The sequence below is a fragment of the Paracoccaceae bacterium genome (assembly GCA_019454225.1).
In the GTDB taxonomy this organism is placed as follows: domain Bacteria; phylum Pseudomonadota; class Alphaproteobacteria; order Rhodobacterales; family Rhodobacteraceae.
In genome coordinates this window covers 1,296,734-1,322,714 of the sequence record CP075370.1, presented here as the reverse complement: position 1 = coordinate 1,322,714, position 25,981 = coordinate 1,296,734, and the positions used below count along the sequence as shown (strand labels likewise).

General features: G+C 68.7%; 22 protein-coding genes. 10 read left to right on the top strand and 12 right to left on the bottom strand.

Annotated elements, in window-relative coordinates; all coding sequences use genetic code 11:
- Window positions 1-9: 9 nt before the first annotated feature.
- Complete coding sequence (gene hpaR, locus KF887_06275) at window positions 10-483, bottom strand: homoprotocatechuate degradation operon regulator HpaR (protein ID QYK43464.1); 474 nt, start codon at window positions 481-483, stop codon at window positions 10-12.
- 109 nt (window positions 484-592) lie between these two features.
- Here hpaR and KF887_06270 point away from each other — a divergent pair, with 109 nt between their 5' ends.
- From KF887_06270 to hpaH, 5 genes are read left to right on the top strand one after another with little or no spacing between them, the layout of a single operon-like run.
- Window positions 593-997 carry a 5-carboxymethyl-2-hydroxymuconate Delta-isomerase gene (locus KF887_06270; GenBank protein QYK42707.1) on the top strand — a complete coding sequence of 135 codons (405 nt, stop codon included), beginning with the start codon at window positions 593-595 and terminating at the stop codon, window positions 995-997.
- A complete protein-coding gene (hpaE, locus tag KF887_06265) occupies window positions 994-2,502 on the top strand; it encodes a 5-carboxymethyl-2-hydroxymuconate semialdehyde dehydrogenase (GenBank protein QYK42706.1) in 1,509 nt (502 codons plus the stop codon). Before KF887_06270 ends, hpaE begins: the two co-directional genes overlap by 4 nt.
- A 29-nt stretch (window positions 2,503-2,531) precedes the next feature.
- Window positions 2,532-3,512: a 3,4-dihydroxyphenylacetate 2,3-dioxygenase gene (gene hpaD / locus KF887_06260; GenBank protein ID QYK42705.1), complete on the top strand. Its 981-nt coding sequence runs from the start codon at window positions 2,532-2,534 to the stop codon at window positions 3,510-3,512.
- Between the two features lie 6 nt (window positions 3,513-3,518).
- On the top strand, window positions 3,519-4,403 hold the full coding sequence (locus tag KF887_06255) for a fumarylacetoacetate hydrolase family protein (GenBank protein QYK42704.1): 885 nt from the start codon (window positions 3,519-3,521) through the stop codon (window positions 4,401-4,403).
- A complete protein-coding gene (gene hpaH, locus KF887_06250; protein ID QYK42703.1) occupies window positions 4,400-5,197 on the top strand; it encodes a 2-oxo-hepta-3-ene-1,7-dioic acid hydratase in 798 nt (265 codons plus the stop codon). The genes KF887_06255 and hpaH overlap by 4 nt, the downstream gene beginning before the upstream one ends.
- 9 nt (window positions 5,198-5,206) lie before the next feature.
- Here hpaH and KF887_06245 read toward each other — a convergent pair whose 3' ends face one another.
- From KF887_06245 to KF887_06225, 5 genes are read right to left on the bottom strand one after another with little or no spacing between them, the layout of a single operon-like run.
- The gene (locus KF887_06245) at window positions 5,207-6,460 is read right to left on the bottom strand and encodes a Tm-1-like ATP-binding domain-containing protein (GenBank protein QYK42702.1); all 1,254 of its coding nucleotides are present in this window, start codon (window positions 6,458-6,460) and stop codon (window positions 5,207-5,209) included.
- Window positions 6,461-6,462: 2 nt separating this feature from the next.
- Window positions 6,463-7,950, bottom strand: coding sequence for an aldehyde dehydrogenase family protein (locus tag KF887_06240; GenBank protein ID QYK42701.1), 1,488 nt, complete (start codon window positions 7,948-7,950; stop codon window positions 6,463-6,465).
- Complete coding sequence (locus tag KF887_06235) at window positions 7,943-9,430, bottom strand: tripartite tricarboxylate transporter permease (GenBank protein QYK42700.1); 1,488 nt, start codon at window positions 9,428-9,430, stop codon at window positions 7,943-7,945. Before KF887_06235 ends, KF887_06240 begins: the two co-directional genes overlap by 8 nt.
- 6 nt (window positions 9,431-9,436) lie before the next feature.
- Complete coding sequence (locus tag KF887_06230; protein QYK42699.1) at window positions 9,437-9,976, bottom strand: tripartite tricarboxylate transporter TctB family protein; 540 nt, start codon at window positions 9,974-9,976, stop codon at window positions 9,437-9,439.
- 26 nt (window positions 9,977-10,002) lie between these two features.
- Window positions 10,003-10,968 carry a tripartite tricarboxylate transporter substrate binding protein gene (locus KF887_06225; GenBank protein ID QYK42698.1) on the bottom strand — a complete coding sequence of 322 codons (966 nt, stop codon included), beginning with the start codon at window positions 10,966-10,968 and terminating at the stop codon, window positions 10,003-10,005.
- Window positions 10,969-11,088: 120 nt separating this feature from the next.
- Here KF887_06225 and KF887_06220 point away from each other — a divergent pair, with 120 nt between their 5' ends.
- The 4 genes from KF887_06220 to KF887_06205 all read left to right on the top strand — a co-directional run bounded on the left by KF887_06220 (window position 11,089) and on the right by KF887_06205 (window position 18,281).
- A complete protein-coding gene (locus KF887_06220) occupies window positions 11,089-11,868 on the top strand; it encodes an IclR family transcriptional regulator (GenBank protein QYK42697.1) in 780 nt (259 codons plus the stop codon).
- Between the two features lie 14 nt (window positions 11,869-11,882).
- The gene (locus KF887_06215; GenBank protein ID QYK42696.1) at window positions 11,883-13,247 is read left to right on the top strand and encodes an aminotransferase class III-fold pyridoxal phosphate-dependent enzyme; all 1,365 of its coding nucleotides are present in this window, start codon (window positions 11,883-11,885) and stop codon (window positions 13,245-13,247) included.
- Between the two features lie 82 nt (window positions 13,248-13,329).
- Window positions 13,330-14,547: an exonuclease SbcCD subunit D gene (locus KF887_06210; protein QYK42695.1), complete on the top strand. Its 1,218-nt coding sequence runs from the start codon at window positions 13,330-13,332 to the stop codon at window positions 14,545-14,547.
- 5 nt (window positions 14,548-14,552) lie between these two features.
- Entirely contained in the window at window positions 14,553-18,281 is a 3,729-nt protein-coding gene (locus tag KF887_06205; protein QYK42694.1) for an AAA family ATPase, read from the top strand.
- A gap of 18 nt (window positions 18,282-18,299) precedes the next feature.
- Here the strand turns inward: KF887_06205 and KF887_06200 are convergent, their stop codons facing one another.
- The 6 genes from KF887_06200 to KF887_06175 all read right to left on the bottom strand — a co-directional run bounded on the left by KF887_06200 (window position 18,300) and on the right by KF887_06175 (window position 25,079).
- On the bottom strand, window positions 18,300-20,399 hold the full coding sequence (locus KF887_06200) for an FAD-dependent oxidoreductase (GenBank protein ID QYK42693.1): 2,100 nt from the start codon (window positions 20,397-20,399) through the stop codon (window positions 18,300-18,302).
- Window position 20,400: 1 nt separating this feature from the next.
- The gene (locus KF887_06195) at window positions 20,401-21,156 is read right to left on the bottom strand and encodes a nitrilase (protein QYK43463.1); all 756 of its coding nucleotides are present in this window, start codon (window positions 21,154-21,156) and stop codon (window positions 20,401-20,403) included.
- Window positions 21,157-21,244: 88 nt separating this feature from the next.
- Window positions 21,245-22,270 carry an extracellular solute-binding protein gene (locus tag KF887_06190; GenBank protein ID QYK42692.1) on the bottom strand — a complete coding sequence of 342 codons (1,026 nt, stop codon included), beginning with the start codon at window positions 22,268-22,270 and terminating at the stop codon, window positions 21,245-21,247.
- An 18-nt stretch (window positions 22,271-22,288) separates the two neighbouring features.
- Window positions 22,289-23,095, bottom strand: a complete 807-nt coding sequence (locus KF887_06185; GenBank protein QYK42691.1) for an ABC transporter permease — start codon at window positions 23,093-23,095, stop codon at window positions 22,289-22,291.
- Window positions 23,092-24,021 carry an ABC transporter permease gene (locus tag KF887_06180; protein ID QYK42690.1) on the bottom strand — a complete coding sequence of 310 codons (930 nt, stop codon included), beginning with the start codon at window positions 24,019-24,021 and terminating at the stop codon, window positions 23,092-23,094. The genes KF887_06185 and KF887_06180 overlap by 4 nt, the downstream gene beginning before the upstream one ends.
- Window positions 24,021-25,079, bottom strand: a complete 1,059-nt coding sequence (locus KF887_06175; GenBank protein ID QYK42689.1) for an ABC transporter ATP-binding protein — start codon at window positions 25,077-25,079, stop codon at window positions 24,021-24,023. Before KF887_06175 ends, KF887_06180 begins: the two co-directional genes overlap by 1 nt.
- A 92-nt stretch (window positions 25,080-25,171) precedes the next feature.
- Here KF887_06175 and KF887_06170 point away from each other — a divergent pair, with 92 nt between their 5' ends.
- On the top strand, window positions 25,172-25,963 hold the full coding sequence (locus KF887_06170) for a helix-turn-helix transcriptional regulator (protein QYK42688.1): 792 nt from the start codon (window positions 25,172-25,174) through the stop codon (window positions 25,961-25,963).
- The last annotated feature ends 18 nt before the right edge of the window (window positions 25,964-25,981 follow it).

Here is a 25,981-nt window from a genome sequence, read left to right as displayed (position 1 = left end):
CCCTCGGCATCAGCCGCGTGGCGCATCGTCATCCCGCAGGGCATCGGTCAGCGCGGCAAGATCGTCAAGCAGGGCGTCGATCCTGGCGCGGCCAAAGCGCCGTTCGATCGCGGCATAGACCTCGGCGCTGCGCGGCGAGACCTCTGCGATGAAGGACCGGCCCGGCTCGGTCAGCACGATCTTGGCGCGGCGCCCGTCCGAGGGGTCGCGGTGCAGCGTGATGAAGCTGCGGGATTCCAGTGCCCTGAGCATCCGCGTCAGCGAGGGCGGCAGCACGCAGGCCGCCGTTGCCAGGGCCGTCGCATCCGTCGGCCCCCGTTCCTGCAGCACGCGCATCACGCGCCATTGCTGTTCGGTGACGCCATGCGCGTTCAGCATGGGGCGGAAGCGGTCCATCACCGCCTCGCGCGCGCGCAGCAGGGCGATGGGCAGCGTGCGCCGGGTGTCGGCAAGCTGGAAACCGTCATGCGGCGCCTTGTCCATCATCCGCCCTGCCCTGCGATGCCCCCCTGTCACATGTCGCACCACGGCGCGCTTGACAAGACTCGCGGCGCTTAACATGTTAAACGATGTGACGGGAGGGGGGAATCTCGTGCCGCATCTGACTGTCGAGTATTCGCCGGGGCTGGCGGACCGCGTGGCGATCGCGGGGCTGTGCCGCGACCTGCATGCCGCGATGGTTGCGACCGGGGTGTTCCCGCTGGCGGGCATCAGGGTGCGCGCCCATGCGGCGGACTTCGCCATCGTGGCGGATGGCCATCCGGCCAACGGGTTCGTGGCGCTGACGCTTGCGGCCGGGGCCGGGCGCCCGCGCGACGTGCTGGCCGATGCGGGCGCCCGCATCATGGCCGCCGCCGAGGCCGCGCTGGCCGGGCCGCTGTCGACGCCGCATTTCGCGCTGTCGCTGGAGATCCGGGAGATCGACCCGGAGCTGAGCTGGAAGAACAACCCGATCCACGCCCGGCTGTCGGGCGCCGCACCGGGGGCCAGGCCATGACCGCCCTTGATGACAACATCGCCCGCGCCAGCGCGCTTCTGGCGCGGTTTGCGTCCGATGGCGTACCGCACCGCATCGGCGGCATGCCGGTGCCGCCCGCGTCGGGCGACTGGTTCGACACCATCAGTCCGGTCGACCTGACCCCGCTGGCACGCGTGGCGCGTGGCGGCGCGGCGGATGTGGACCGCGCCGTGGCGGCCGCGACGGCAGCGTTCCCGGGGTGGAGCCGCACCCCCGGCACCGAACGGCGGCGCATCCTGATCCGCGTTGCCGAGGCGATCGAGGCGCGCGCCGACGAGATCGCGCTGACCGAATGCATGGATACCGGACAGGCGCTGCGGTTCATGTCCAAGGCAGCGCTGCGCGGGGCCGAGAATTTCCGGTTCTTCGCCGACCGGGCACCTGCCGCCGAGGACGGGCTTGCCCTGCGCAACGCCGGGCAGATGAACGTCACGTCGCGCCGCCCCATCGGGCCGGTTGGCGTGATCACGCCGTGGAACACGCCCTTCATGCTGTCCACCTGGAAGATCGCGCCCGCGCTGGCCGCCGGGTGCACGGTCGTCCACAAGCCCGCCGAACTGTCGCCGCTGACCGCCACGCTGCTGGTCGAGATTGCCGAGAGCGCGGGGCTGCCGCCGGGTGTCCTGAACCTGGTGAACGGTCTTGGCGAGGAGGCGGGCCGCGCGCTGACCGAACATCCCGGGATCAAGGCGATCGCCTTTGTCGGCGAAAGCCGCACGGGGTCGATGATCATGGCGCAGGGGGCGGCGACGCTGAAGCGGCTGCATTTCGAACTGGGCGGGAAGAATCCGGTGATCGTGTTCGACGATGCCGATCTGGACCGGGCGGTGGATGCGGCGGCCTTCATGATCTGGTCGCTGAACGGAGAGCGCTGCACATCGTCATCGCGCCTGCTGGTGCAGGAAGGGGTGCATGACGTGGTGGTCGAACGGCTTGCCGCGATGGCCGACCGGATCCGCGTGGGTCATCCGCTGGACCCGGAAACGGTTGTGGGGCCGCTGATCCACCCCGAGCACGAGGCCAAGGTTCTGGGCTATGTCGACAAGGCCCGCGCGGCGGGCGCGACGGTGGCGGCGGGTGGCGTGAAGGTGGGCGATACCGGCTGCTACCTGCGCCCCACGCTGTTCACCGGGGCCACGAACGACATGGCCATCGCGCAGGAAGAGATATTCGGGCCGGTCCTGACGGTCATGCCGTTCCGGGACGAGACCGATGCCCTGCGGCTGGCGAATGACGTGCCCTATGGCCTGGCGGCCTATCTGTGGACCAGCGACCTGAACCGGGCGATGCGGATGACCGACGGGCTGGAGGCGGGGATGATCTGGGTGAACTCGGAGAACCTGCGCCACCTGCCCACGCCCTTTGGCGGCGTCAAGGCATCGGGCATCGGGCGCGACGGGGGCGATTGGTCGTTCGACTTCTACATGGAAACGGTGAATGTCTGTTTCCCCCGCACGGAACACCGCATCCCGAAACTCGGCTGACGCCCGGCGCGCCAAAGGGGAGACCGACCATGCCCGTCCCGCCGCACAACCTGTACCCGCCCTTCGCCATCGTCCGGCTGAGCCATGTGGAGCTGGACGTCACCGATCTGGCGGCGTCGCGGGCCTTCTATGTGGACATGCTGGGGCTGCAGGTGACCGAGGAGGACGACCGCGCGATCCACCTGCGCGCGATGGAGGAACGCGGTCACCACAGCCTGGTCCTGCGCCGCGCCGCCGTGCCGGGGGCGGGCGCGCTGTCGTTCAAGGTCTATGACGAGGGCCAGCTTGATCGCGCGAGGGATTTCCTGACCGCGCGGGGCCATGGCTGTGCCTGGGTGGACCGCCCGCACCAGGGGCGCACGCTGGCGACCACCGACTGTTTCGGGATGCCGCTGGAATTCCACGCGACAATGACGAGGCTGCCACCGATCCACCAGGACTATGCGCGCTACCGGGGCGTGAAGCCGCTGCGCATCGACCATTTCAACGTGTTCTCGCCCGATGTGGACCGCGCGGTCGCGTTCTATTCGGACATCGGGTTCCGGGTCACGGAATACACCGAGGACGCGGCCTCGGGGCGGCTATGGGCCGCATGGATGCAGCGCAAGGGCGGCGTGCATGACATCGCCTTTACCAACGGCACGGGGCCGCGACTGCATCACGTCGCATTCTGGGTGCCGACGCCGCTGAACATCATCGACCTGTGCGATCTGATGGCAACCTCGGGCTGGCTGGCCAACATGGAGCGCGGGCCGGGGCGTCACGGCATATCCAACGCGTTCTTCCTGTATGTCCGCGATCCCGACGGCCACCGGATCGAGATCTATTGTTCCGACTATCAGACGGTCGACCCTGACCACGAGCCGATCCGCTGGGATCTGACCGATCCGCAGCGCCAGACCCTGTGGGGTGCCCCCGCGCCCCGGTCATGGTTCGAGGAGGGATCGACGTTCCACGGTGTCGCCCCGGTGCCCGCGACGCTGGACGCCACACCCATCATCGCGCCCTGAGGCCACATGCCCGACCGAACCCAGGACCTGCCGCCGCGCCTTGCCGCGTTCCGTGCCGGAGGCACCGACCGCTTCGGCGTCGTGACCGATGCCGGGATCATCGACCTGACCGGCGCGTTCGGCCATCGCTTCGCGGCGTTGCGGCAGGCGATCGCGGCGGGCGCGGTGGACGAGATGATCCTGGCGGCGGCAGGCCGCATGCCGGACCATGCCGCCGATGCAGTGGAATACCTGATACCGATCGGCGACCCGGGCAAGATCATCTGCGTCGGCGTGAACTTTCCGGACCGGAACGCCGAATACCGCGACGGGCAGGCCGCGCCCGGATTTCCGTCGCTGTTCGTCCGATTTCCCGCCAGCTTCACTGGCCATGGCCAGCCGCTGACCCGGCCACCCGAAAGCCCGCAGCTGGACTATGAGGGCGAGATCGCCGTGGTCATCGGAAAGCCGGGCCGCCGGATTGCGGCTGCGGCGGCCTATGACCACATCGCGGCGCTGACGCTGTGCAACGAGGGCACGCTGCGCGACTGGGTGCGCCACGGCAAGTTCAACGTGACGCAGGGCAAGAACTGGCAGGGTTCGGGCTCGATGGGGCCGTGGCTGGTGCCGTTCCGGTCGGCCGCGCAGTTGGACGACATCGAGCTGAGCACCCGCGTCAACGGCGAGATCCGGCAGCAGGACAGGACCGGCCGGATGATCTTTGGTTTCCGGGCGATCATCGCCTATGTCTCGACCTTCTGCACGCTGGAGGCGGGCGACATCCTGGTATGCGGCACGCCCACGGGGGCGGGCGCGCGGTTCGATCCGCCGCGCTGGCTGCAACCCGGCGACGTCGTCGAGGTTGCCGCCGACGGCATCGGCACGCTGCGGAACGGAGTGCGCGACGAATGACCCCCGATGCCATCGCCGACGCCGCCGGCGCGCTGTTGCAGGCCGAGGCCACGGGGCGGCAGATCGGCCTCTTGTCGCAGCGGCATCCGGGCATGACGCTGGACGAAGCCTATGCGATCCAGTCCGCCTGGCTGTCGCACAAGCTGGCGGCGGGGCGCCGCATCATCGGCTGGAAGATCGGGCTGACATCAAAGGCGATGCAGGACGCCCTGGGCATCGACACGCCGGATTCGGGCGTATTGCTGGACGACATGCTGTTCGCCACGGGCGGCACGGTTCCACCGGGCCGGTTCATACAGCCCCGTATCGAGGCCGAGATCGCCTTTGTCATGCGCGCGCCCCTGTCGGGCGAGGTGACGCGCGACGATGTGCTGGCGGCCACCGAAAGCGTGGTGCCGGCGCTGGAGATCCTGGACACCCGCATCCTGCGCAGCGATCCGGCCACCGGGCTGGCGCGCCGGATCACCGACACGGTGGCGGACAATGCGGCGAATGCCGGGATCGTGCTGGGACAGGTACGGCACGATCCGCGGGACATCGACCTGCGATGGGTGGGCGCCATCGTCAGGCGCGGCGATGCCGTCGTGGCGACGGGTCTGGGGGCGGCGGTGCTGGACGATCCGGTCATGGGGCTGGTGTGGCTGGCGCGCCGGATGGGGCACTACGGCCAGCGGATCGAGGCGGGGCAGATCGTGCTGTCGGGGTCGTTCATCGGACCCGTCGAATGCCCCCCCGGAACGGCGATACGCGCGGATTTCGGCGCCTTCGGCGCGGTGGCGGTGAACTTCGCCTGAACCCGCGCGTCAGGGCCGCCCCGGGGGCACGATGCCCCGCGCCACCCAGTCATCCAGAACGGCCAGGGCAGCATCGGCAAAGCCCGCGTCATTGATGTGGCAGGCCACTTCGGTGAACGGAATCCGGCCGGACAGCGCCTTCCGTGTCGCGTCGACAAAGGCGGCCAGCGCCTGCGGGTCATGGGCCGCCTCGCCCGGGCGATCCCATTCCTCGATCCCGCCTGCGGGCAGGACCACATGCACCGGCCCCCCGGCCCCTGCCAGCCGGTCCGCCATCGCGCGGGCCAGGGCCCGGCGTTCGTCGGCGGTGAACACCAGGCTCTTGATCAGGCGGTTGTGCTGGTGGAAGGCCCGGTCGGCGAACCCCTGCGGAAAGTCCTGCCAGCCTGCGAAATCCAGGATGTCCATCGCGCCCGGTGCAACGATCTGCGGGGTTCCGCTCTGCCCCGCGCCGGTCAGGCGGCCGGGCCCGCTGGAGACCAGCGATCCGTGCAGCATGTTGACGAATTCCTGAAGCGAGAAATCCATGACGCAGGCAAAGGCCCCGGCGGCCGCCAGCCGTTCGAAGGCCATGCCCCCCATGCCGGTCGTGTGGAAGACCGCCACGTCATAGCCCCGCGCCACCAGGGCGGGGTGCAGCGCCTTCATGTAGCGCAGGCAGGACGACCCGAGCGAGGTCATGCCCACAAGCGGCCGGTCGCCCGCGGGCGGCTCGACCGCACGTGCGGCGCCAAGCACCGCCCCCGCCGCCTGGCTGAGCGACGAGCGGCAGATCGGGTTCAACCCGTAGAGCCCGCCCGCCCAGAGGATCGTCTGCACATCGGGGGCCAGACGGTCGGGCGCAATCAGCGGCGAGCCCGCCACGGTGGACACGATGTACTTGGGCACCCCCAGGGGCAACGCCTGCGCGCAGTCGAGCGCGAGATCGGTGCCCATCGTGCCGCCGAGGGCGATCATGCCGTGAAACCGCCCGGCGGCATGGGCCTGCGCCGTCAGCGCCGCCGCGCCCGCGCTCATCCGCAGGAAGGCCGCATGTTCGTCGCCCAGGGCCACCAGCCCGGCGATGGTGGCACCCGCCGCGGCAGCCACCTGATGCTTGGTGATATCGACAGGCCCGGGCGGGTCGCCCAGGACGCTGACATCCATGGTCAGGACGCGGCCGCCCTGCGACCGGATGCGACCGGCCAGATAGGCGAGTTCGGCGGCCTTCGTGTCATAGGTGCCGATCACCAGGATGGTCCGTTCCATGGCGTCCTCCCCCATCGTCAAAGCCTGATCCACGCGGTCTTGAGATTGCGATACTTTTCCAGTGCGTGCAGCGACTTGTCATGTCCATTGCCAGACTGGCCGACCCCCCCCAGCGGCACGGTCAGATCGGTGCCGCCATAGGTGTTCACATGCACGACCCCGGCGCGCAGCGCCCGCACCATCCGATGCGCGCGGCCGAGGTGCGCTGTCCAGACACCCGCCGCCAGTCCGTAGTCGGTATCGTTGGCGATCCGGATCGCATGGGCCTCGTCGCGGAAGGGGATGACGGCCAGCACCGGGCCGAACACCTCGGCCCGGGCAAGGCGGTGGTGCGGGGCAACGCCGGTCATCACGGTCGGCGCCATGTAGGTACCGCCGGTTTCGGCCAGAATGCGCGCGCCGCCCGTCACCAGCGTGGCGCCTTCGGCCCTGGCCTCGGCCACGAAGCGCAGGTTCTGGGCAAGCTGCCGTTCCGAGTTCACCGCGCCCACGTCGGTGGACAGCGACAGCGGGTCGCCCACCCGCAGCCGCGCAGCCTCGGCGCAGAGCGCATCGACAAAGCGGTCGTGGATGCCCTGTTCGACCAGCAGGCGCGACCCCGCCACGCAGACCTGCCCGGAGTTGCGGAAAATCGCATGGGCCGAAACCCGCGCAGCCTCGGCCAGGTCGGGCGCATCGGCAAAGACGATGTTGGGCGACTTGCCCCCCAGTTCCAGCCACACCCGCTTGAGGTTCGACCGGGCGGCACAGTCCAGCAGCCGCCGCCCCGTGGCGCCGGACCCGGTGAAGGCCAGCACATCCACCCCCATCGACATGGCCAGCGCCTGCCCGATCACCGGCCCCTCGCCCGTCACGACATTCAGCACCCCCTCGGGCAGCCCTGCCTGAAGCGCCAGGTCCCCCAGCCGCAGCAGGGCCAGCGATGCTGTTTCCGCCGGCTTCAGCACCACCGAATTTCCGGCGGCCAGCGCGGGCGCCACCTTCCATGCGCCGATCATCAGCGGAAAGTTCCACGGCACGATCGCCGCGACGACGCCCGCCGGTTCGTGATGGACCAGTGCCAGCACATCCGGCCCGGTCGGTGCGATCTCACCGGGAACCTTGTCGATGGCCTCGGCATACCAGCGGAAGGTCTGGGCCGCCGATCCCGTCTCGGCGCGCAGCGCCATGGCGATCTCGGTGCCGTTGTCGCGCACGCCGAGCACGGTCAGCGCCAGCGCCTCGCGCTCGATCAGGTCGGCCAGGCGGTGCAGCACGCGCTTGCGTGCGGCGGGCGGTTGGGCCGACCAGCGCCCATCGTCGAAGGCGGCGCGGGCCGATGCCACGGCCGCTTCGGCGTCGGCAGGCGTTCCGGCGGCGACCGAACCGATCACCCGGCCGTCGATGGGCGATGTCACCTCGATCCGCCGGCCATCGGAGGCGGGCACGGCCCGTCCCGCGATCAGATGCGCCCGGTCGCCCACCACCGCGTCGCGCAGGGCGTCGATTGCCGCCTGGTCAGCCATCGCGTCGCCCCTTTCCGGTCCGCAGGGTCACCCACACATGCATCGCCAGTGCCGCCACGATCATCAGGAACAGCACAAGGGCGATCGGCCGGTTGATGAAATCCAGCGGGTCGCGCACCCGGGCCATGGCGGTGCGCAGCTTGTCCTCCATCAGCCCGCCCAGCACGATCCCCAGGATCACGGGCGAGGTCGGCCAGTCCAGCCGCTTCAGGATGAAGCCGAACACGCCGAAACCTGCCGCGACGGCCACATCCTTGAGCGAATTGCGCAGCGAATAGACTCCGATCAGGCTGAACGTCAGGATCATCATCCCCAGGAACCGGTTCGGGATCAGCATCACCTTCATCAGGTGGTCATTCGCGAAGAACAGGAATACCACGACCAGGATGTTGAGCAGGAACAGGCAGATATAGAGTGCCAGCACGAAATCCGGCTGGCCCGCGAAAAGCTGCGGCCCCGGGATGACGTTGTGCACGTAGAACACCGCCAGCATCATCGCCGTCAGCTCCTCGCCCGGGATGCCGAGTGCCAGCAGCGGGATCATCGCCGCGGGGGGCACCGAATTGTTCGCGGATTCCGACGCGACCAGCCCCTCGGGGTTGCCCTTGCCGAAGGTCTCGGGGGACTTCGACATGCGCTGTGCATGGCTGTAGGACAGGAACTGCGACATGAACTCGCCCACGCCCGGGATCATGCCGCAGACGACGCCGCAGCCCGACCCCACCGCGGCGACGCGCTTGTAGCGCAGCACACCCGCCAGTTCCCTCAGGAAGCCCCGCTTGTCGACATGCGGCATGGGGAAGTTGCGGTCGCGGTCCATGAACAGGACAAGCGCCTGGCTGATGGCGAACAGGCCCAGCACCACCACGATCAGGTCGACGCCGGATTGCAGCCAGCCCTGCCCGAAGGTGTAGCGCTGCGTGTAGGCGGTGCTTTCGATGCCGATGGTCTGCAGGAAGATCCCGAAGCAGGCGAGCATCGCGGCCGCCAGCACCCGGCCGCGATGCGTCAGGATGACCAGCGTGATCCCCAGCAGCGCGGCCAGAAAGATCTCGCGCGCCCCGAACATCGGCGCGATGCCGGCCAGCACCGGCGCGAGCAGCATCAGGCAGAGGATGGAGACCAGCCCGCCGAACAGCGAGGCGCCATAGGCCAGGCTGAGCGCCCGCCGCGCCTCGCCGCGCTGCGTCATCGGATAGCCGTCATAGGTGGTCAGCGCATTCACCGGCGTGCCGGGGGTGTTGATCAGGATCGCCGGGATGGCGCCCCCGAACATTGACGACCCGTAGATGCCCAGCAGCGCCGTCAGGCCCACGATGGGTTCCAGCGCGAATGTCACGGGCAGCAGGATGGCGATGGCGACGGCGGCGCCGACGCCCGGCAGCGCCCCCACCAGGACCCCGCCGATTGACCCGATGGCGAGTGCCGCGGCCACGTCCCACCGCGCGATCAGGTCAAGGCTGGCAAGGAACAGGTCCATGTCGCCTCAGAAATACCGGAACAGGATGTAGCGCAGCCCGTCCGGCGCGAGATCGTAGAGCGCGCCACCCGGAATCTTGACGTTGAAGACCGTCTTGAACAGAAGGACGACCGAAAGCGCGAAGGCGAGCGCCGCCGCATAGGCCTGCGGCGCGCGATAGCCCAGCCGCCAGGTCAGGAACAGGCAGAAGGCCAGCGTTGCCGGCAGGTAGCCGACCAGCGGGACCCCCGCGACATAGACCAGATACCATCCGGCATATTCCAGCGACCGCAACCAGAGCGCCGCCTCCTGCCAGCGGCCCGGGCGCCGGTCCTGCGACCGAACCGCCATCCAGTTGAGCCCGGCGAAGACCAGCATCCCGCCCAGCCCGATCGCGGGCCAGAGGCGCGGTTGCGCCGCCCATCCCTTGCCGGGCAGCCATGTCGTCTGCCAGCCGATCTGTGCCAGCATCGCCGCCGCGAACAGCAGGATCAGCGTGCTGAACAGCAGCTCGCCGGGTTTTCTGCCCTGCGGAAAGACATGGGGCGTGCCATCGGGTCCCGACATGCGCGGCGCCTCGGCCCGGACGGCCGCTACTGAGCGATCATCGCATTGATCCGCGCCGTCACCGCGAGGTCGGATGCGATGCGGGCCTGTGCCGCGGCCGCGTCGGTCCAGTAGACCAGCGCGCCGGTTTCCGCCGCCAGTTTCTGCGCGCGTTCGGAGGCCATCGTGCGCTCGGCCACGGCCACGATCCTTGCGCGCACATCCGCCGGGGTATCCTTGTGGACGAACAGGCCGTTCCACAGCGAGATGTTCAGCGCGGGCGCGATCGAGGCCAGCGTCGGCGCGTCGGGCACGACCGGGATCGGCGCCTCGGTGATCGTGGCAAGCACCCGCACCCGGTCGAGGCAGGGCAGGACAAGCTGGATCGTGGTGTTGATCACGTCGAAGTCGCCCGAAGCCAGTGAATTGCAGTCCAGCGCGTCGGCCGACGCCTCGGAGCCCCATTCGAAACCGAGCTCCTTCGCGGCCGCAAAGGTCGCCTGGGTGGGCAGCAGGAAGGATCCGAAATGCCCCAGGACGACGGGTTCGGTTTTCGCATGATCGGCCAGTTCCGCCATCGTGGCGTAGGGCGCATCGGCGGATGTCGCGATGACGAAGGGATAGGTCAGGAAGATGCCCAGCGGTTCGAACGGGTTGGGGTTGAGCGCCGGGATGCCGACCTCGGGGCCGACGACGGGGATGTCGACCACGAAGGAACCGACCGTATAGCCATCGGCGGGGGCCGCCGCGACCTCGGCCGCGCCGGGGAAGGGTCCACCGTCTGACGGCTTGTTCAGCACGGCCGCCGCCACGCCATAGGCGGCCTGGAAATCCTCGGCGATCATCCGTGTCAGCACATCTTCCAGATCGCCCGGCGGGAACGGCACGACGAAGCTGACGGGTTTCTCGGGATATTCGGCCCGGGCGGTCCCCGCCGACGCAACGGCCAGCGCGGCGAGCAGGGCCGGGGCAAGAGCGCCGATGGTCGGCGCGCAGCGAAAGTGGTTCGGCATGACTACCCCCTATTGGTTCATTATTATCACCGATGGTTCAAAAAGCTTGCTGCGGATGGAAAGGTCTGTCAATGTTTCTTTTGCAACCATTTCAGGAATGCCGCGCAGGAGATCCGAGCCTTGTCATCAACGGTCGCGAAAGCGCTGTCCCTGCTGGATATTTTCTCGGAACATGAACCCGAGATGGGGCTGTCCGACATCGCCCGACGCGCGCGGGTCGACAAGGCCACGGCCCACCGGATGCTTGCCGTCCTGGCCGAGTCGGGACTGCTGGAGCAGCGGCCGGACACCCGGGCCTACCGGCTCGGTGCGGGGCTGCTGCGCCTTGCACGGATCCGCGAGGCGGCCTTTCCGGTATCCGCCGAAATCCAGGCGGCGCTCGATGGCCTGACGCGCGACACCGGCGAGACGGCGCATGCCTCGCTGATCACCGGAATGCGGCTTGCCACGGTCGGCGTCAGCGACGGGCAGCGCGCCACCCGTGCAACGATCGAGGCGGGCGAGGCGTTGCCGTTCCATTGCACCGCGTCCGGCGTGGTCGTGCTGGCCTTCGCATCACCGGACCTGCTCGACCGCGTCGTGGCGGCGCCGCTGACCCGGCACGCCCGCCACAGCCCGACGGAACCCGGGGCGCTGCGGGCGGCGGTCGAACGTGCCCGCGCGCAGGGGTTTGCCGTGGCCGACCAGACCTACGAGGACGAGGTCTGCGGCATCGCGGCGCCGCTGTTCGATGCGGGCGGACAGGCCTGTGGCGCATTGGCTGTCGCCACCCCGAACCATCGGATGAGCCCCGCCCTGCGCCAGCAGATCGCCGCCGCCGTCGTGGCCGCCGCGATGCGCACCACCGAACGCACCGGCGGCAAGCTGCCGGAGACCTATCGCGCCGCCATCGCCGCCTGAAGGAGAGCCCGACCGTGATCCACGACCGCCCCGACGCGAATTTCCTGAAGGCCAACAATGCGCGCAGCCTGTGGCACCCGATGACGGCACCCGCCGACAGTCTGCAGAATCCGCCCGTCATCATCACCGAGGCACAGGGCGTTCGGGTTCGCGACATCGACGGGCATGAGGTGGTCGATGGCGTCGGAGGGCTGTGGAATGTGAACCTCGGCTATTCCTGCGCGCCGGTGAAGGCGGCCATCGCCGCCCAGCTTGATCGGTTGCCATATTATTCGATCTTCCGCGGCACGTCGAACGATGCCGTGATCGAACTGGCCGAGCGGCTGCGCACGTTCTTTGCGGCGGACGGCCTGACGCGGGCGTTCTTCACGTCGGGCGGGTCCGACAGCGTGGAAACCGCTCTGCGGCTGGCGCGGCAGTATCACCGCATCCGCGGGCAGGCTGGCCGAACCAAGTTCCTCAGCCTCAAGAAGGGCTATCACGGCACCCATATCGGCGGTGCGTCGGTCAACGGCAACGCCAACTTCCGCGCCGCCTATGAACCGCTGCTGCCGGGCTGTTTCCACATCACTGCCCCCTATGCCTACCGCAACCCGTTCAATGAATCCGACCCCGCAAGACTGGCGCAACTGATCCTCGCGCAGATCGAGGACGAGATCGCCTTTCAGGGTGCCGACAGCATCGCCGCCTTCATCATGGAGCCGATCCTCGGCGCGGGCGGGGTGATCCCGCCGCATGCCAGCTTCATGCCGGGCGTCGCCGCGATCTGCCGCCGCCACGGCATCCTGCTGATCGCGGACGAGGTCATCACCGCCTTCGGCCGCACGGGCGCCTGGACTGGAAGCCGTCTGTGGGGCGTTCAGCCCGACCTGATGTGCACGGCCAAGGCCATCACCAACGGCTATTTCCCCTTTGGTGCCGTGATGATCGCCGAAGGGGTGGCCGAGGTGTTCGAGGCCGACACGACCGGCCGCGCCGCCATCGGGCACGGCTACACCTATTCCGGCCATCCGGTCGGCGCGGCCGCCGCGCTTGCCTGCCTGGCCGAGACCGAACGGCTGCAGGTGACGGCGAACGCCGCCGCCCGCGGCGCGCAACTGTGGGCCGGGGTGCAGGCGCTGAAGGACAGCCATGCCGCCATCGGCGACGTGCGCGGCGGCCACGGGCTGATGCTGGCCATCGAACTCGTCGCAGACCGGGAAACCCGGAAACCCGCCGACAAGTCGGTGCCTGCGCGGGTGCAGGCGGCGGCCTATGCGGCCGGTGCGATGGTGCGCGTCTCGGGTGCGAACATCATCCTTTCGCCGCCGCTTGTGCTGACCGAGGCGGACGCGCAGACGATCCTTGACGCGCTCGACGCGGGGTTCCGGACACTCTGATCGCGCGGGCACGTTGCCCCTTGGCCTGCGGCGCTTGATGCCGCAGGTTGCATGCGGCCGATCACACCCCGAAGGGCGACCCATGCGCATCCTGCACACCGGCGACTGGCACATCGGCCAGACCCTGAACGGCTGGTCGCGCGATCATGAACACCAGGCCTTTCTGGACCAGTTGCGCGACACCATCGTGGCCGAGCGCGTGGATGCGCTGCTTGTCGCGGGTGACGTGTTTGACGGCATCAACCCCTCCGGCGAGGCGCAGCGGCTGCTCTACTCGGCGATTGCGGGGTTCCTGCGGGCACGGCCCGGCCTGCAGGTCGTGATGATCGCCGGGAACCACGACCCTGCTGCCCGGCTGGAGGCGCCAGAGGCGGTGCTGCGCGAACTGGGCGTCCGGGTGGCGGGCACGTTGCGGCGCAGCGAGACCGGGGTGGACATGGATCGCCATCTGGTTCCGCTGCTTGACCGGTCGGGCCGGCCGGGCGCCTTCGTCCTGGCCATACCCTTCCTGCGGCAGGCCGACCTGCCGGGCCTGACCCTTGGGGCGGAGGGCGGAACCGAGCCTGCCGTCGTGGCGGCCGCAAGGGCGCTGCATGCCGGGATGGCCGAGGCGGCAGCGGCACGCGCGGGTGGACTGCCGGTTCTGGCCATGGGGCACCTGACCTGCGCGGGCGGTCTGGAAAGCGAAGGCGCCGAACGCCGCATCATGATCGGCGGGGCCGAGGCCGTGCCGCCTGACATCTTTCCCGCGTCCTTGGCCTATGTGGCCCTTGGCCACCTGCACCGGCCGCAATCCCTCGACGGCGGGCGGGTGCGGTATGCCGGATCGCCCTTTCCCCTGTCGGCCACCGAAATCCCCTATGACCATGGCGTCACCCTGCTGGATCTGGCCGATGGCGCCGCGCCGCGCCACATACCGCTGCCGCGCCCGGTGCCGGTGTTGCGCCTGCCCGCCGCAGGTGCCGCACCGCTGGAGCAGGTAGCGGCGATGCTGGCCGCACAGGCGTTCGACCCTGCGGTGCCGCGCGACCGGCAGCCGTTCGTCTATGTCGCCCTGACACCCGACCGCCCCGCCACCACCCTGCTGGCCGAGGCGGAAACGCTGCTGGACCGCCATCCCGTGCGGGTCGCAGGTCTGCAGATCATCCGAGAGACCCGCGCCATGACCCCGGCACCGCCACCCTCGCTGGCCGAGACGACGCCCGAGGATCTGTTCATCGCGGCCTTTCGGCAGGCCCATGGAATCGAACCCGACAGCCGTCACCTGTCGGCTTTCCGCGACGCGTTCTCCGAGGTGTGACAGCGATGCGCATCCTTTCGATCAGCGGCCAGAACATCGCAAGCCTCGCCGACAGGTTCGAGATCGACTTCACTGCCGAACCGCTGCGCAGCGCCGGGCTGTTTGCGATCACGGGGGAAACCGGCGCGGGCAAGTCCAGCATCCTCGACGCGATGTGTCTGGCGCTGTACGGCGAGGCGCCCCGCCTTGCGGTGGGCGCTGCGGGTGACGAGGTTCCCGACGCCGGGGGTGATGCGATCAAGGCACGGGATTCGCGCGCGATCCTGCGCCGGGGGGCGGCTCTGGGCTGGGCGGAGGTGCGCTTTGCCGCACTGGACGGGGCGGTCTACGTTGCCAGGTGGCAGGCCCGCCGGGCCAGGGACAAGGCCGATGGCAGGTTGCAGACCGTCGCACGATCGGTTGCGCGGGCATCCGACGGGCAGATGCTGGCCAGCCAGGCCACCGCCGTTGCCGAGATCGTCCAGAACCTGACCGGGCTGTCCTATGACGAGTTCCGGCGCACCGTCCTACTGGCGCAGGGCGACTTTGACGCCTTCCTGCGCGCAGATACCGCAGAACGCGCCGCCCTGCTGGAAAAGGTCACCGGAACGGGTCTTTACCGGGCAGTATCGGTGCGCGTCTTTGAACGGGCCGAAGCCGCCCGCGCCGCCCATGAGGCGCTGATGCTGCGGCGGGGCGAACACCGTCACCTGCCGGACGAGGCACGCGACGCGCTGCTGCAGGAGCGCGCGGATCTTCAGCGCTTGAACCTCGCCGCCCAGGCCGAACGCGACGCGGTCGCCGCACAGTTGGCACAGCACCACAGGCTGGCCGAGGCACGCCGGCACCTCGTCAGCGCCGAAGCGCAGGTTCAGGCCGCGACGCAGGCTGCCGCCGATGCCGCGCCGGAACGCGCCCGGATTGACCTGATCGACCGCGCCGAGGCGTTGCGCGTGCAGTGGCTGGCCGCAGCGGAGACGACGCTGCGCGTGACGGGCGGAGAAACGATGCTGGCCGCGGCGGCATCCGCCGTGGCCAAGGCACAGGAAGATGCAGAGGCCGCGCAGCAGGCCGCCGGGTTGGCCGATGCCGCCCATGCCGCGAAAGAGGCCGAGTTCAAGGAGCTTGGCCGCATCTGGGACAGGGCGGCCGATCTGGACACGCGCATCGCCACCGCACGGTCCGAGGCCGAGGCGGCGGCCGTCCATGCGAACGATCTGGCGGCGCGGGCAGCGGCCGCGCGCGGCACACTGGCCGATCTGACCGAAGCCGAACGCCGGACAACCGCAGCCTTCGACACGGCACGCACCCAGTGCGAAACGCTGGCCCCGCTGGCCCCTCTGGCCGACAGATGGGACCAGACCGCGCGCGATCTGGCCGCCCGCGCCGCAGCCGGCAAGGCCGAACGGCAGGCCATGGCACAGGCCGGGTCGCTGCAAGCGCAGGCGGACGCGTTGGCCGCAACGCTGGACACGCTGGTCAGGACGGATACCGCCGAAAGGGCAGAACGCGACCGGCTGGTCACCGAGGCCGAGGCGCTTGCCGCCCGGCTGGCCCTGCGTGAGGCCGAGGCGCCGCAGGAACGGGCCGAGGCGCTTTCGGCGGTCATGGAAACGCTCGAGCGGCTTGAACGCGCCAGAAGCGACCACGCGGCGGCGCAGGATGCGGGCGAAACAGCGACCGCCGCGCTGCAGGCCGAGCGGGCCGAAGCCGATGCGGCACAGGCCGATGTTGTCGCCGCAAAGTCCGCCATCGCGGCGGCAGAGGCGCAGGCGCAGGCACTGGCCGCGCCGGCAGCGCGTGCCGACCTCGCCCTGTCCGACATGGCACAGCATCTTCGCCTGCGGCTGGAGGACGGCGAACCCTGCCCGGTCTGCGGCGCCACCGACCATCCGGCACGGGATGGTGGCGCCCTTGCCATGCTTGCGGAAAGCCTGCGTGTCGATCTGGCCGCCGCGCGATCGGTCGCGGAGGACGCGCGGCAGCGGCATACCGAAGCGCAGGGTCGGCTTGCCGGTGCCGGGGCGCGGGCCGATCAGGCCAGGGCCGCAGCCGCCTCGGCCAGACAACAGGCCGATCGTGCGCTTGCAGACTGGGCGGCGGGTGTGGCGGTGGCCCGGTCCAGCAGCCTTTGCCCTCGCCTGCCCGACAACCCGGACGGGGCGGCGGCGCCGCTTGCCGAAGCTGCACGCGCCGTGGCGACGGCCCGCGCGGCGGTGACGCAGGCCGCGCGCGACAGTGCTGCCCTGCGCAAGGCGCTGACCGACCTCGACCGGAGGCGGAACACGCTGACAACCGCGCTGGACACCCGCGCGGGTGAGCGCACGGAGCTGTCGAACAGGATTGCCCAGGTCCTGCAGGATGCGGCCCTTGCCCGGCAGCAGGCCGCCACGCACGCCGCCCGCTGCGACGATCTGGACAGCACGCTCCTACCGCTGCTCGAAGCGACGGGCGAGCCGCCGGAGCGGCTTGAGACCGACGCTGACCTGCCCGCACGACTGGCCGAACGCGTGAACGCGGTGACCCGGGCCCGCAAGGACGAGGCACGGGCCCTCGATGAATTGGCCCGCCTTGCCCCACAACTGGCCAAGGCACAGGGGCTCACCGACACGGCGGCCGAAGACGCGGCCAAGAGCGCACGCGACGCCGGGGCGCGGGCGGAAACGCTTCGGGACCTGCTGGCGGAGCGCGCGCCGTTGCTGGATGGAACCCCGACCGAGCGGCACCGCACGGCGTTCAACCAGACTCGCCTTGACGCGCAGAACGCCAGGGACGCCGCACAGGCCACCCTGAACGAGGCACGGGCAACCCTGGCCACGGCACGTGGCGGGCACGCCGCGGCCCGGCAACATCTCGATGAGGCGCTTGCGGACCAAGTGCAGGCCGCCGAGGCGTTGACCGACGCGCTCGCCGTTGCCGGTCTGTCGCGCGACGAGGCGGGCGAGGCCCTCGCTCTGCCACGAGCCGAGGTCGACTTGCTGCGTCGGGGGATACGGGAACTCGACGATGCGATGACCGCGGCCGCATCCGCCCTGACCGCCCGGCGTGCCGATCTGGCCGCGGCCGAGGCTGCCGGCCTGCCCGAAGCCCCGCCCGAAGACCTGAGCGCGGCACTTGGCGACCATGACACCGCCCGGGCCGCCCGGCTGGAACGGATCGGCGCGATCTCGGCCCTGCTGGAGACCGACCGTTCGACCCGCGCCGCCCTCGCAGGGCTCGAGATGGAGGTCGCCGCTGCACGCGAAACGCTGGATGTCTGGCTTGCGGTGAATGCCGCCGTCGGCTCGCGCAGCGGCGACCGGTTCGCGCGCATCGCGCAGCAGGTCACACTGGACGTCCTGGTCACCCAGGCGAACCGCTACCTGTCCGACCTCGCCCCGCGCTATCGGCTGCGTCGGGCCGCGGATCTGGCGCTGCAGGTCGAGGATCGCGACATGGGCGACGAGGCACGGGCCACCCGCAGCCTTTCGGGGGGCGAGCGGTTCCTGGTGTCGCTCGGCCTCGCGCTGGCGCTGTCCCGGCTGGGTGGAAAGGGTGGGCTTGCGGCGACGCTGTTCATTGACGAGGGCTTCGGATCGCTGGACGCGGCCAGTCTCGATCTGGCGATCGACGCTCTGGAAACGCTGCAGTCGCAGGGCAGGCAGGTGGGCGTGATCAGCCATGTCGAGGCGATGAAAGACCGCATCCCGACGCGGATCGCCGTGCGCAAGCAAGGCGGCGGGAAAAGCAGGGTCGCGGTATCCGGTCCGGTCTGATCCGCAAGGATCCGGCAATCAGGGCAGGCGCGACGGTCCGGGCTCCAGCGCCGCCACCTCACGCCGGAAGGCGGGCGTGTCGCCGCGATCATCCTCGGCGTCGATCTCTTCCGCAAAGCGCCGGCCGGCATAGGTCGCCCAGGCGATCGGTCCCGGGGCAGCGGCATCGCCGATCAACCGCACCGACATGACGCCCGCATCACGCCATTCCGTCTGCCGCCCGCGCAGGTCCTGATAGAGCGCATCCTGCGGAATCCGCGAGGTGACCATGACAACGGCATCGGCCGCCATGCCGGTGGTGGCCCCCGTCCAGGTGCAGCCCAGCGTCACCTCGCCCGCCCCGATGGCCTCGGGTGCCTTGCCGGTGTGGATGCGGACACCAAGCTCCAGCAGGCGGCGCATGATGACTGTCTGCTCCAGCGTGTTTTCGGCCCATTCCGCAACCTTGGCTGCGGGCGTCACGAAATCCACCCTGCAGCCGCGCGCCACCAGCACCTCGGCCATCACCGAACCCATGTAGAAATGGTCGTCGTCGTAGATCATCACGCGGCCCGCCACGGGCCCCTGCCCGACCATCAGGTCGTCGGGCGACCAGACCGGCATCGCCGCATCGGTCGGGATCGGATGCAGGTGCAGCCGCGCGACCGCATCGCGCCGCCACCGCGCACCGGTGGCGATGGCCACATGTTCCGCCCCCATCGCCAGCACATCATCGGCGGTCAGGCGGCTGTCGCGGTAGATCTCGGCATTTGTCAGGGGGGCAAGCTGGCCGGTGCGGTAGTCGGCCACACGGCCCCAGGCCGACAGGCCGGGCAGCAGCCGTTCCCGCGCCACCCGCCCGCCCAGAACGGTCGAGGCCTCGGCCAGCGTCACCCGATAGCCGCGCCGGGCGGCCTGCAACGCGGCCTCGAGCCCCGCCGGACCGGCGCCCACCACCAGCACGGTTTCGGACGGCCCCCGTGGTCTCGCCCGTTCCGGATGCCAACCCTTGCGCCACTCCTCCATGAAGGCGGTGTTCTGGGTGCAGCGGCTGATCCCGCCGGTCATGTCACCCGACACGCAGATGTTGCAGCCGATGCATTCGCGGATATCGTCAAAGCGACCCTCCTCGATCTTCTTCGGCAGGAAAGGGTCAGCGATCGAGGGGCGCGCAGCGCCGATGAAATCCAGTATGCCCGACCGGATCTGGCGCACCATGGCATCTGCACTGGTGAACCGTCCGACACCCACCACAGGTTTCGAGGTCAGCGCCTTGATGCCGCGCACCAGATCTTCCTGCGCGCCCTCCGGCTTGAACCGCGAGGTCCCCGAACAGGCCTCCCAAGTGCCGTGCGCCAGATCCCAGATGTCGGGCAAGTCGCCGTGCATCGCGATGAAATCGCGCAACTCGCTGTTGGAAAACCCGAAGGGCCCGGCCTCGTGCAGTGACATCCGCAGCGAAATGGCGATCTCGCCCTTCGTCTCCTCGCGCGCCTCGTCCACGACCTCGCGCAGGAAACGCGACCGGTTCTCAAGGCCGCCGCCGTATTCGTCGCTGCGATGGTTGGTCGCGCGCGACAGGAAATGCTGCAGGATACCGAAGCCATGCGCGCCATAAAGGCAGATCAGGTCGAATCCCGCCGTCTGCGCCCGACGAAAGGCGTTGCGGAACCAGCGGCGCAGGTCGCGGATGTCATCCCTGTCCATGGTGCGGGCCTGCACCGGATCGGACGTGAAGGTCAGGATCGGGCCGCCGGTCACGGCCAGCGGCACCTCGCGGCTGTAGAGGTTCGGCCCGTTGATGCCGGAATAGGCCAACTGGATGCCCGCCAGCGCGCCGTGCGACTTCATCGCCTCTGCCATCGCCGCAAGTGCCGGGATGTCCTTGTCTTCCCACAGATGCTGTTCGATGAAGGGCGTGATCTCGCTGCTCGGATGGATCTCGGTCTGTTCGGTAAAGATCACGCCCCAGCCGCCTTCGGCCTTGGTGCGCCGCATCTCGGCCACCGCCGAGGGGTCGCGATACCCGCCGCCGTTGCAGTGCGGAACCTGGTAGAAGCGGTTCCTGGCCACCTTGGGACCGATGCGCAGGGGCTGGAACAGGATGTCATATGGGCTGTCGCGCGTGTCTTTGGGCATGTCAGGGCGTCCGAAGATCAATGGCCTGGGTGGACAGGCGTGCGGGGTCGCGTGCCGGCAGTTCGGCCACCAGAAGGGCGGGTGTGTCGCCGGCCTGTGCCAGAACCTCGCCATGCGGTCCCGCGATGAGACTGCCGCCCACATACGTCAGGTCACCCTCGATGCCGCAGTAGTTGGCGTACACGATCGAAACGCCGTGGTTCGCGGCCATCGCAGGAACGGTGTGGCGCACCACATGCACGAAAGGCTGCATGTTGGCCGTCGGCGCAAGGATCAGTTCGACCCCCTGTGCGGCCAGTGCGGCCACATGGGGCGCGAACTCGACATCGTAGCAGATCAGCATCGCCGTCCGCCGCCCGCCAAGGTCAAAGACCGCATAGCCCGCGCCGGGGTGAAAGATCGAACGCTCGCGCGGGCCGTAAAGCTGCAGCTTGCGGTATGTCGCAACGAAGGTCCCGTCCGGGCCGATGCAGGTCGACGCGTTGTAGACCCCCTCGTCCGTCGCCTCGGCATGACCCACGACCACCGCACAGCCGGTGCCGCGCGCCGCCTGCGCCAGCCTGCGCATCGCGGGATCGTCCTGCCGCAGGGCGCGGGTTGCAAGGTCGGGCCGGTTGTAGCCGGGCAGCCAGACCTCCGGCAGCACCAGCACCGCAGCCCCCATCGCGGCGGCCGCGTGCAAGGCGCGCACGGCCTGATCGACCGCCGCGCCCGTGTCGCCCTCGGGTGACCGGCCCTGCCACAGGGCAACGCACATCTGTCCCGCCTCTGACGGGTGGGGATCGCTTCGGGTCATCGCATGGTCCTGGAACAGGGGCGGCCCGCACGCGGACCGCCCGGACGGGTCACTTCTTCAGGTTGATCCAGATCGCGTCATAGAGCTTCTGCGTTTCCTCGTCGCAGACCTGCGCAAAGGCCCCGGGCGCGGCATCGGCGGGCGGGTTGTTTTCGGGGCTGTTGCGGATTTCCTCCAGCAGGAACGGCTCGACCCCGGCGACGCCCGAGGTATAGGCGGCATAGTTCGTCACCGCCGCCGCGTTCTCGGGCTCCAGCAGGAAGTTCATGAAGCGGATCGCGTTGTCCCGGTTCGGCGCATCCTTCAGCAGCACCATGTTGTCCATCCACAGGACGTGGCCTTCCTTCGGATAGGAGTATTCCACATTCGCGCCCTCGGCCCGCGCCTTGGCGGAGAAGCCGTTGTAGATCATCCCTGCCGCGGCATCGCCCGAGACCAGAACGTCCTTGGCCGTGTCGGAACCGAAGCTGGCCCAATGTGCCTTGGCCGCAACCAGCATGTCCGACAGCGCCTTCAGTTGCGCACGGTCGGTGGTGCATTGCGGGATGCCCAGGTACAGCGATCCGAGGATCAGCACCTCGTTCTGGCTGTCCAGCACGTTGATGCGGCCACGCAGTTCCTCGGGCGGATCGAAGATGACGGACAGCGACGAGATGTCGCCCTGATAGACGTCGCGGTTGACGCTGAACGAGGTCGACCCCCACTGATAGGGGATCGACGACTTGCGGCCCGGATCAAACGGCACGTCCAGCCATTGCGGCGCGATGTTGCCGAGGTTCGTCATCTCTTCGGCGGTGAACGTGTCCAGCATGCCGTCGGCGGCCATGATCTGCACCATGAAGTCGGCGGGAACCGCAACGTCGTACTGGCCCAGCTTGCCGGCCTTCAGGCTGGCCAGCATCGCCTCGTTGCTGTCGTAGGTGTCGATGGTTACCGCGATTCCGGTCTCGGACGTGAACTTGTCAACCAGTTCCTGCGGGATGTATTCGAACCAGTGATACACCGAAAGCGTGCCCTCGGCATGGGCCGCAGTGCCCAGGATGGCAAAGGCGGCGGTCGTCAGCAGACGGTTCATGGAGTGCTCCTTGGCTTGTTAGGGGCTCACGCGGCCCTTGCGGTTGATCAGGTAGGACAGGGTGACGAACAGCACCGACACGCCGAGCATCAGCGTCGAGATCGCCATGATGTTCGGCTTGATGCCCTGCTTCACCGACCCGAAGATCGCGGTCGGCAATGTCTCCATACCCGCGCCCTTGACGAAGTTGGTGATGATGAAGTCATCGAGGCTGATGATGAAGGCCAGCAGGTATCCCGACACGACACCGGGCGCCATCAGCGGCAGCAGCACCAGAAAGAACGACTGCGCCCGCGAGGCATAGAGATCGCGCGCCGCCTGCTCGAAGCTTCCGTCGATCCCCTGCAGCCGTGCCGCCATCGGCAGATAGGCGAAAGGGATGCAGAAGGTGACATGGGCGATCAGGATCGTCAGATAGCCCGGCGTCAGCCCGACCATGGTGAAGAAGATCAGCGTCGCCACCGCAATCACGATCTCGGGCACCATCAGCGGCATGTTGATCAGCGCGAATGTCAGCGACTTGCCCCTGAACTTGCCTGCCCGCAGCATCGCCAGCGCCGCCGCCGTGGCGATGGCCGTCGAGATCGTGGCGGCAAGGAAGGCAATGGTCAGCGAGTTCCACGCGGCGGCCCGGAAGCGCGGGGCCTCGGGACCGTAGAACACATCGCCATACCACCGCAGCGAAAACCCGCCCCAGCTGGTGATCGAGGTGGAATCGTTGAAGGAATAGACCGTCACCACCACCAGCGGTGCATAGAGGATGACAAGGCAGAGCACCGTCATCGCCAGGAAGCCCGGATAGTGGCGGACGCTTCGCAGCCTCATCGCCGCGCCTCCGCCCGGGCCATGGCGCGCGCATAGACCATCAGCAGGATCAGGACGAGCGTCATCAGGATCATCGACACCGCCGCCCCGAAGGGCCAGTTGCCCAGCGACCGCTTGAACTGCTCCTCGATCAGCGACCCGATCATGAAGTTCTTCGCCCCGCCCAGCAGGTTGGGCGCGAGGAACGCCCCCAGCGAGGGAATGAACACCAGGATGCAGCCTGCGATGATCCCGGGCTTCACGATGGGAAGCACGATCTCGCGCAGCGTGACCCAGCGGTTCGCATAAAGATCGGCCGCCGCCTCGGAGAAGGCAAAGTTGTAGCGTTCGACAGCCGCATAGATCGGTAGAACCATGAAGGGCAGATAGCTGTAGAACAGCCCCATCTGCACGGCAAAATCGGTGTTGATCAGTTGCAGCGGACGCCCGATCACCCCCGCACCGATCAGCGCATCGTTCAGCGGACCATTCTCGCGGATCAGGAACCGCAGCGATACGGTGCGGATCAGCAGGTTCACCCAGTACGGCACGGTGATCAGGAACAGCCACAGGCCGCGTGTCGCTGCCGGACGGGTGGCAATGAACCAGGCGGTCGGAAACCCGACCACCAGGCAGATCACCGTTGCCACCGCCGCCTGCGCGATCGATCGGCCGAACACGGTGATGTAGGTCCACTCCAGCCGGGCGGGTTCATCCCCGAACAGCCCGCGGTCGATGAAGAACTGGTCATAGGCGGCCAGCGAGAATTCCCAGATGACGCCGCCGCGGAATTCCTTGGTCAGGAAGGAGTATACCGCCATCAGGGCGACCGGCAGCACCAGGAAGACACCGATGGTCAACCAGGTAGGCAGCAGAAGCGGCACGATCAGGCCACGATACCCCTTGTCCCCGGCGTTGTCCCCGCCCGATGGCGCCATGCCCGCCATCAGTCGGCCAGAAGGCGCGCCGCGCCCTCCTCCAGAACCAGGCCGACGCGGGTGCCGGGTTGCGGCACCTCGATCCGGGCAGAGTTCTGCAGCCGCACATGCATCTCGGTCCCGCCGTCGAGCCGCGCCATCAGTTGCAGGTCGGTGCCCAGATAGACCACGCGCTCGACCACCGCCTCCAGATCGGCGCCGACAGGGGCCAGCGTCAGGCGTTCGGGCCGGATCGACAGGTGATGCCGCCCCGCCCCCTGCCCCGCCGATGCGCAGGCGATGCGGTGGCCGCCGGGCAGCACGACCTGCGCGCGATCCGCCGCGACCTCGGTCACCTCGACCTCAAGAAGGTTCGTCTCGCCGATGAAATCGGCCACGAAGCGGTTCACCGGCGCCTCGTAGATGTCCCGCGCCGTCCCGATCTGCTGCACATGCCCCGCGCTCATGACGGCGATGCGGTCGGACATCGTCAGAGCCTCTTCCTGATCGTGGGTGACGAAGATGAAGGTGATGCCGGTCTCTTCCTGAAGCTGCTTCAACTCGACCCGCATCGCCTGCCGCAGCTTGAGATCCAGCGCCGAAAGCGGCTCGTCCAGCAGAAGCACCTTGGGTTCCGGGGCCAGCGCCCGTGCCAAAGCCACGCGCTGCTGCTGCCCGCCCGAAAGTTGCGCGGGCAGCCTGTCGGCGAACGCGGACAGGTGCACCATCTCCAGCATGTCGCCCGCCCGCTTCCGGCGGCTCGCCGCGTCCATTCCCTTCATCTTCAGCCCGAAGGCCACGTTGTCGATGACCGACAGATGCGGGAACAGGGCGTACTGCTGGAATACCGTGTTGACCGGCCGGTGGTTCGGTGCCAGCCGCGCGATATCCTGCCCGAACAACAGGATTTCGCCCGCCGTCACATCCTCGAACCCGGCAATCATGCGCAGCAGCGTGGTCTTGCCGCAGCCCGAGGGGCCCAGAAGCGTGAAGAACTCGTTGTCCAGGATCGACAGCGACACGCCGTGCAGGGCGGTGAACGTGCCATAACGCTTGGTGACCGTGCGGATGTCGATGGCGGTGTTCATGCCGCTGGCCCATACCCCCGGATTCTGCAAGAAACAGGCTAATGGCGGCATGATCGGGGGTATATACCCCCAGAGAGGTATCGGAACCGTCGATGAGGCCACTGCCGAACCTGGCCGAGAGCCAACTGGCCGAAACGATCCGGCTGCTGAACCAGCCGGGCTTCGAAAGCGCATTGTGGCAACTGTTCAGGGCAGTTGCCGCCCTCGACAACCTGATCATCCTTGCCTATCGCGATGCCGGGCCGCCGCAGGTGCTGTACAGCCAGACCGACGACCCGCAGGTCTTTGCAGAACTGACGGGCACCTACCTGCCCGGTGCCTACCGGCTGGATCCGTTCTATGACCTGCATCTCAGCCGCGTGCCCGCCGGGGCCTATCGGTTGCTGGACGTGGCCCCCGATGCGTTCCACCGCAGCCGCTATTTCATCGAGTACTACGAACAGACCACGCTGGTCGACGAGGTGACCTTCATCGCCTACCCTTCGCCGGGTGTCTCGCTGAACCTGTGCATCGGACGCGATGCATCGTCCGCGCGCGCCTTCTCGGAGCGCGAGGTCGAGACCTGCCAGCGCCTCGCCCCCGTCGTCGCGGCGCTGTCGGAAGCGCATTGGACCGGGCTGGCGCGCGCGCCCGGTCCGGCCGAGGATACCGCCGTCATGCTGGCCCAAGCCGCGCGCTCGGCGCATGGGATCCACCTTTCGCCGCGCCAGGCCGAGGTCGCGCTGCTGATCCTTCGCGGCCATTCCACCATGTCGATCGGCCTGCGTCTTGGCCTGTCGGCCCAGACCGTCAAGGTGTTTCGCCGACAGCTCTATACACGCTGCGGAATATCCTCGCAGGCGGAACTCTTCGCGATGATGCTGCCACTGCTGAAACTGGGCTAGGCGGCGCGGCGCGGACGC

Excerpts from the sequence above, each read along its gene's own strand:
- hpaR (QYK43464.1), bottom strand. The coding sequence starts at position 483 with ATGGACAAGGCGCCGCATGACGGTTTCCAGCTTGCCGACACCCGGCGC.
- hpaE (QYK42706.1), top strand. The coding sequence starts at position 994 with ATGACCGCCCTTGATGACAACATCGCCCGCGCCAGCGCGCTTCTGGCG.
- hpaD (QYK42705.1), top strand. The coding sequence starts at position 2,532 with ATGCCCGTCCCGCCGCACAACCTGTACCCGCCCTTCGCCATCGTCCGG.
- KF887_06255 (QYK42704.1), top strand. The coding sequence starts at position 3,519 with ATGCCCGACCGAACCCAGGACCTGCCGCCGCGCCTTGCCGCGTTCCGT.
- hpaH (QYK42703.1), top strand. The coding sequence starts at position 4,400 with ATGACCCCCGATGCCATCGCCGACGCCGCCGGCGCGCTGTTGCAGGCC.
- KF887_06245 (QYK42702.1), bottom strand. The coding sequence starts at position 6,460 with ATGGGGGAGGACGCCATGGAACGGACCATCCTGGTGATCGGCACCTAT.
- KF887_06240 (QYK42701.1), bottom strand. The coding sequence starts at position 7,950 with ATGGCTGACCAGGCGGCAATCGACGCCCTGCGCGACGCGGTGGTGGGC.
- KF887_06235 (QYK42700.1), bottom strand. The coding sequence starts at position 9,430 with ATGGACCTGTTCCTTGCCAGCCTTGACCTGATCGCGCGGTGGGACGTG.
- KF887_06230 (QYK42699.1), bottom strand. The coding sequence starts at position 9,976 with ATGTCGGGACCCGATGGCACGCCCCATGTCTTTCCGCAGGGCAGAAAA.
- KF887_06225 (QYK42698.1), bottom strand. The coding sequence starts at position 10,968 with ATGCCGAACCACTTTCGCTGCGCGCCGACCATCGGCGCTCTTGCCCCG.
- KF887_06210 (QYK42695.1), top strand. The coding sequence starts at position 13,330 with ATGCGCATCCTGCACACCGGCGACTGGCACATCGGCCAGACCCTGAAC.
- KF887_06205 (QYK42694.1), top strand. The coding sequence starts at position 14,553 with ATGCGCATCCTTTCGATCAGCGGCCAGAACATCGCAAGCCTCGCCGAC.
- KF887_06200 (QYK42693.1), bottom strand. The coding sequence starts at position 20,399 with ATGCCCAAAGACACGCGCGACAGCCCATATGACATCCTGTTCCAGCCC.
- KF887_06195 (QYK43463.1), bottom strand. The coding sequence starts at position 21,156 with ATGTGCGTTGCCCTGTGGCAGGGCCGGTCACCCGAGGGCGACACGGGC.
- KF887_06190 (QYK42692.1), bottom strand. The coding sequence starts at position 22,270 with ATGAACCGTCTGCTGACGACCGCCGCCTTTGCCATCCTGGGCACTGCG.
- KF887_06185 (QYK42691.1), bottom strand. The coding sequence starts at position 23,095 with ATGAGGCTGCGAAGCGTCCGCCACTATCCGGGCTTCCTGGCGATGACG.
- KF887_06180 (QYK42690.1), bottom strand. The coding sequence starts at position 24,021 with ATGGCGGGCATGGCGCCATCGGGCGGGGACAACGCCGGGGACAAGGGG.
- KF887_06175 (QYK42689.1), bottom strand. The coding sequence starts at position 25,079 with ATGAACACCGCCATCGACATCCGCACGGTCACCAAGCGTTATGGCACG.
- KF887_06170 (QYK42688.1), top strand. The coding sequence starts at position 25,172 with ATGAGGCCACTGCCGAACCTGGCCGAGAGCCAACTGGCCGAAACGATC.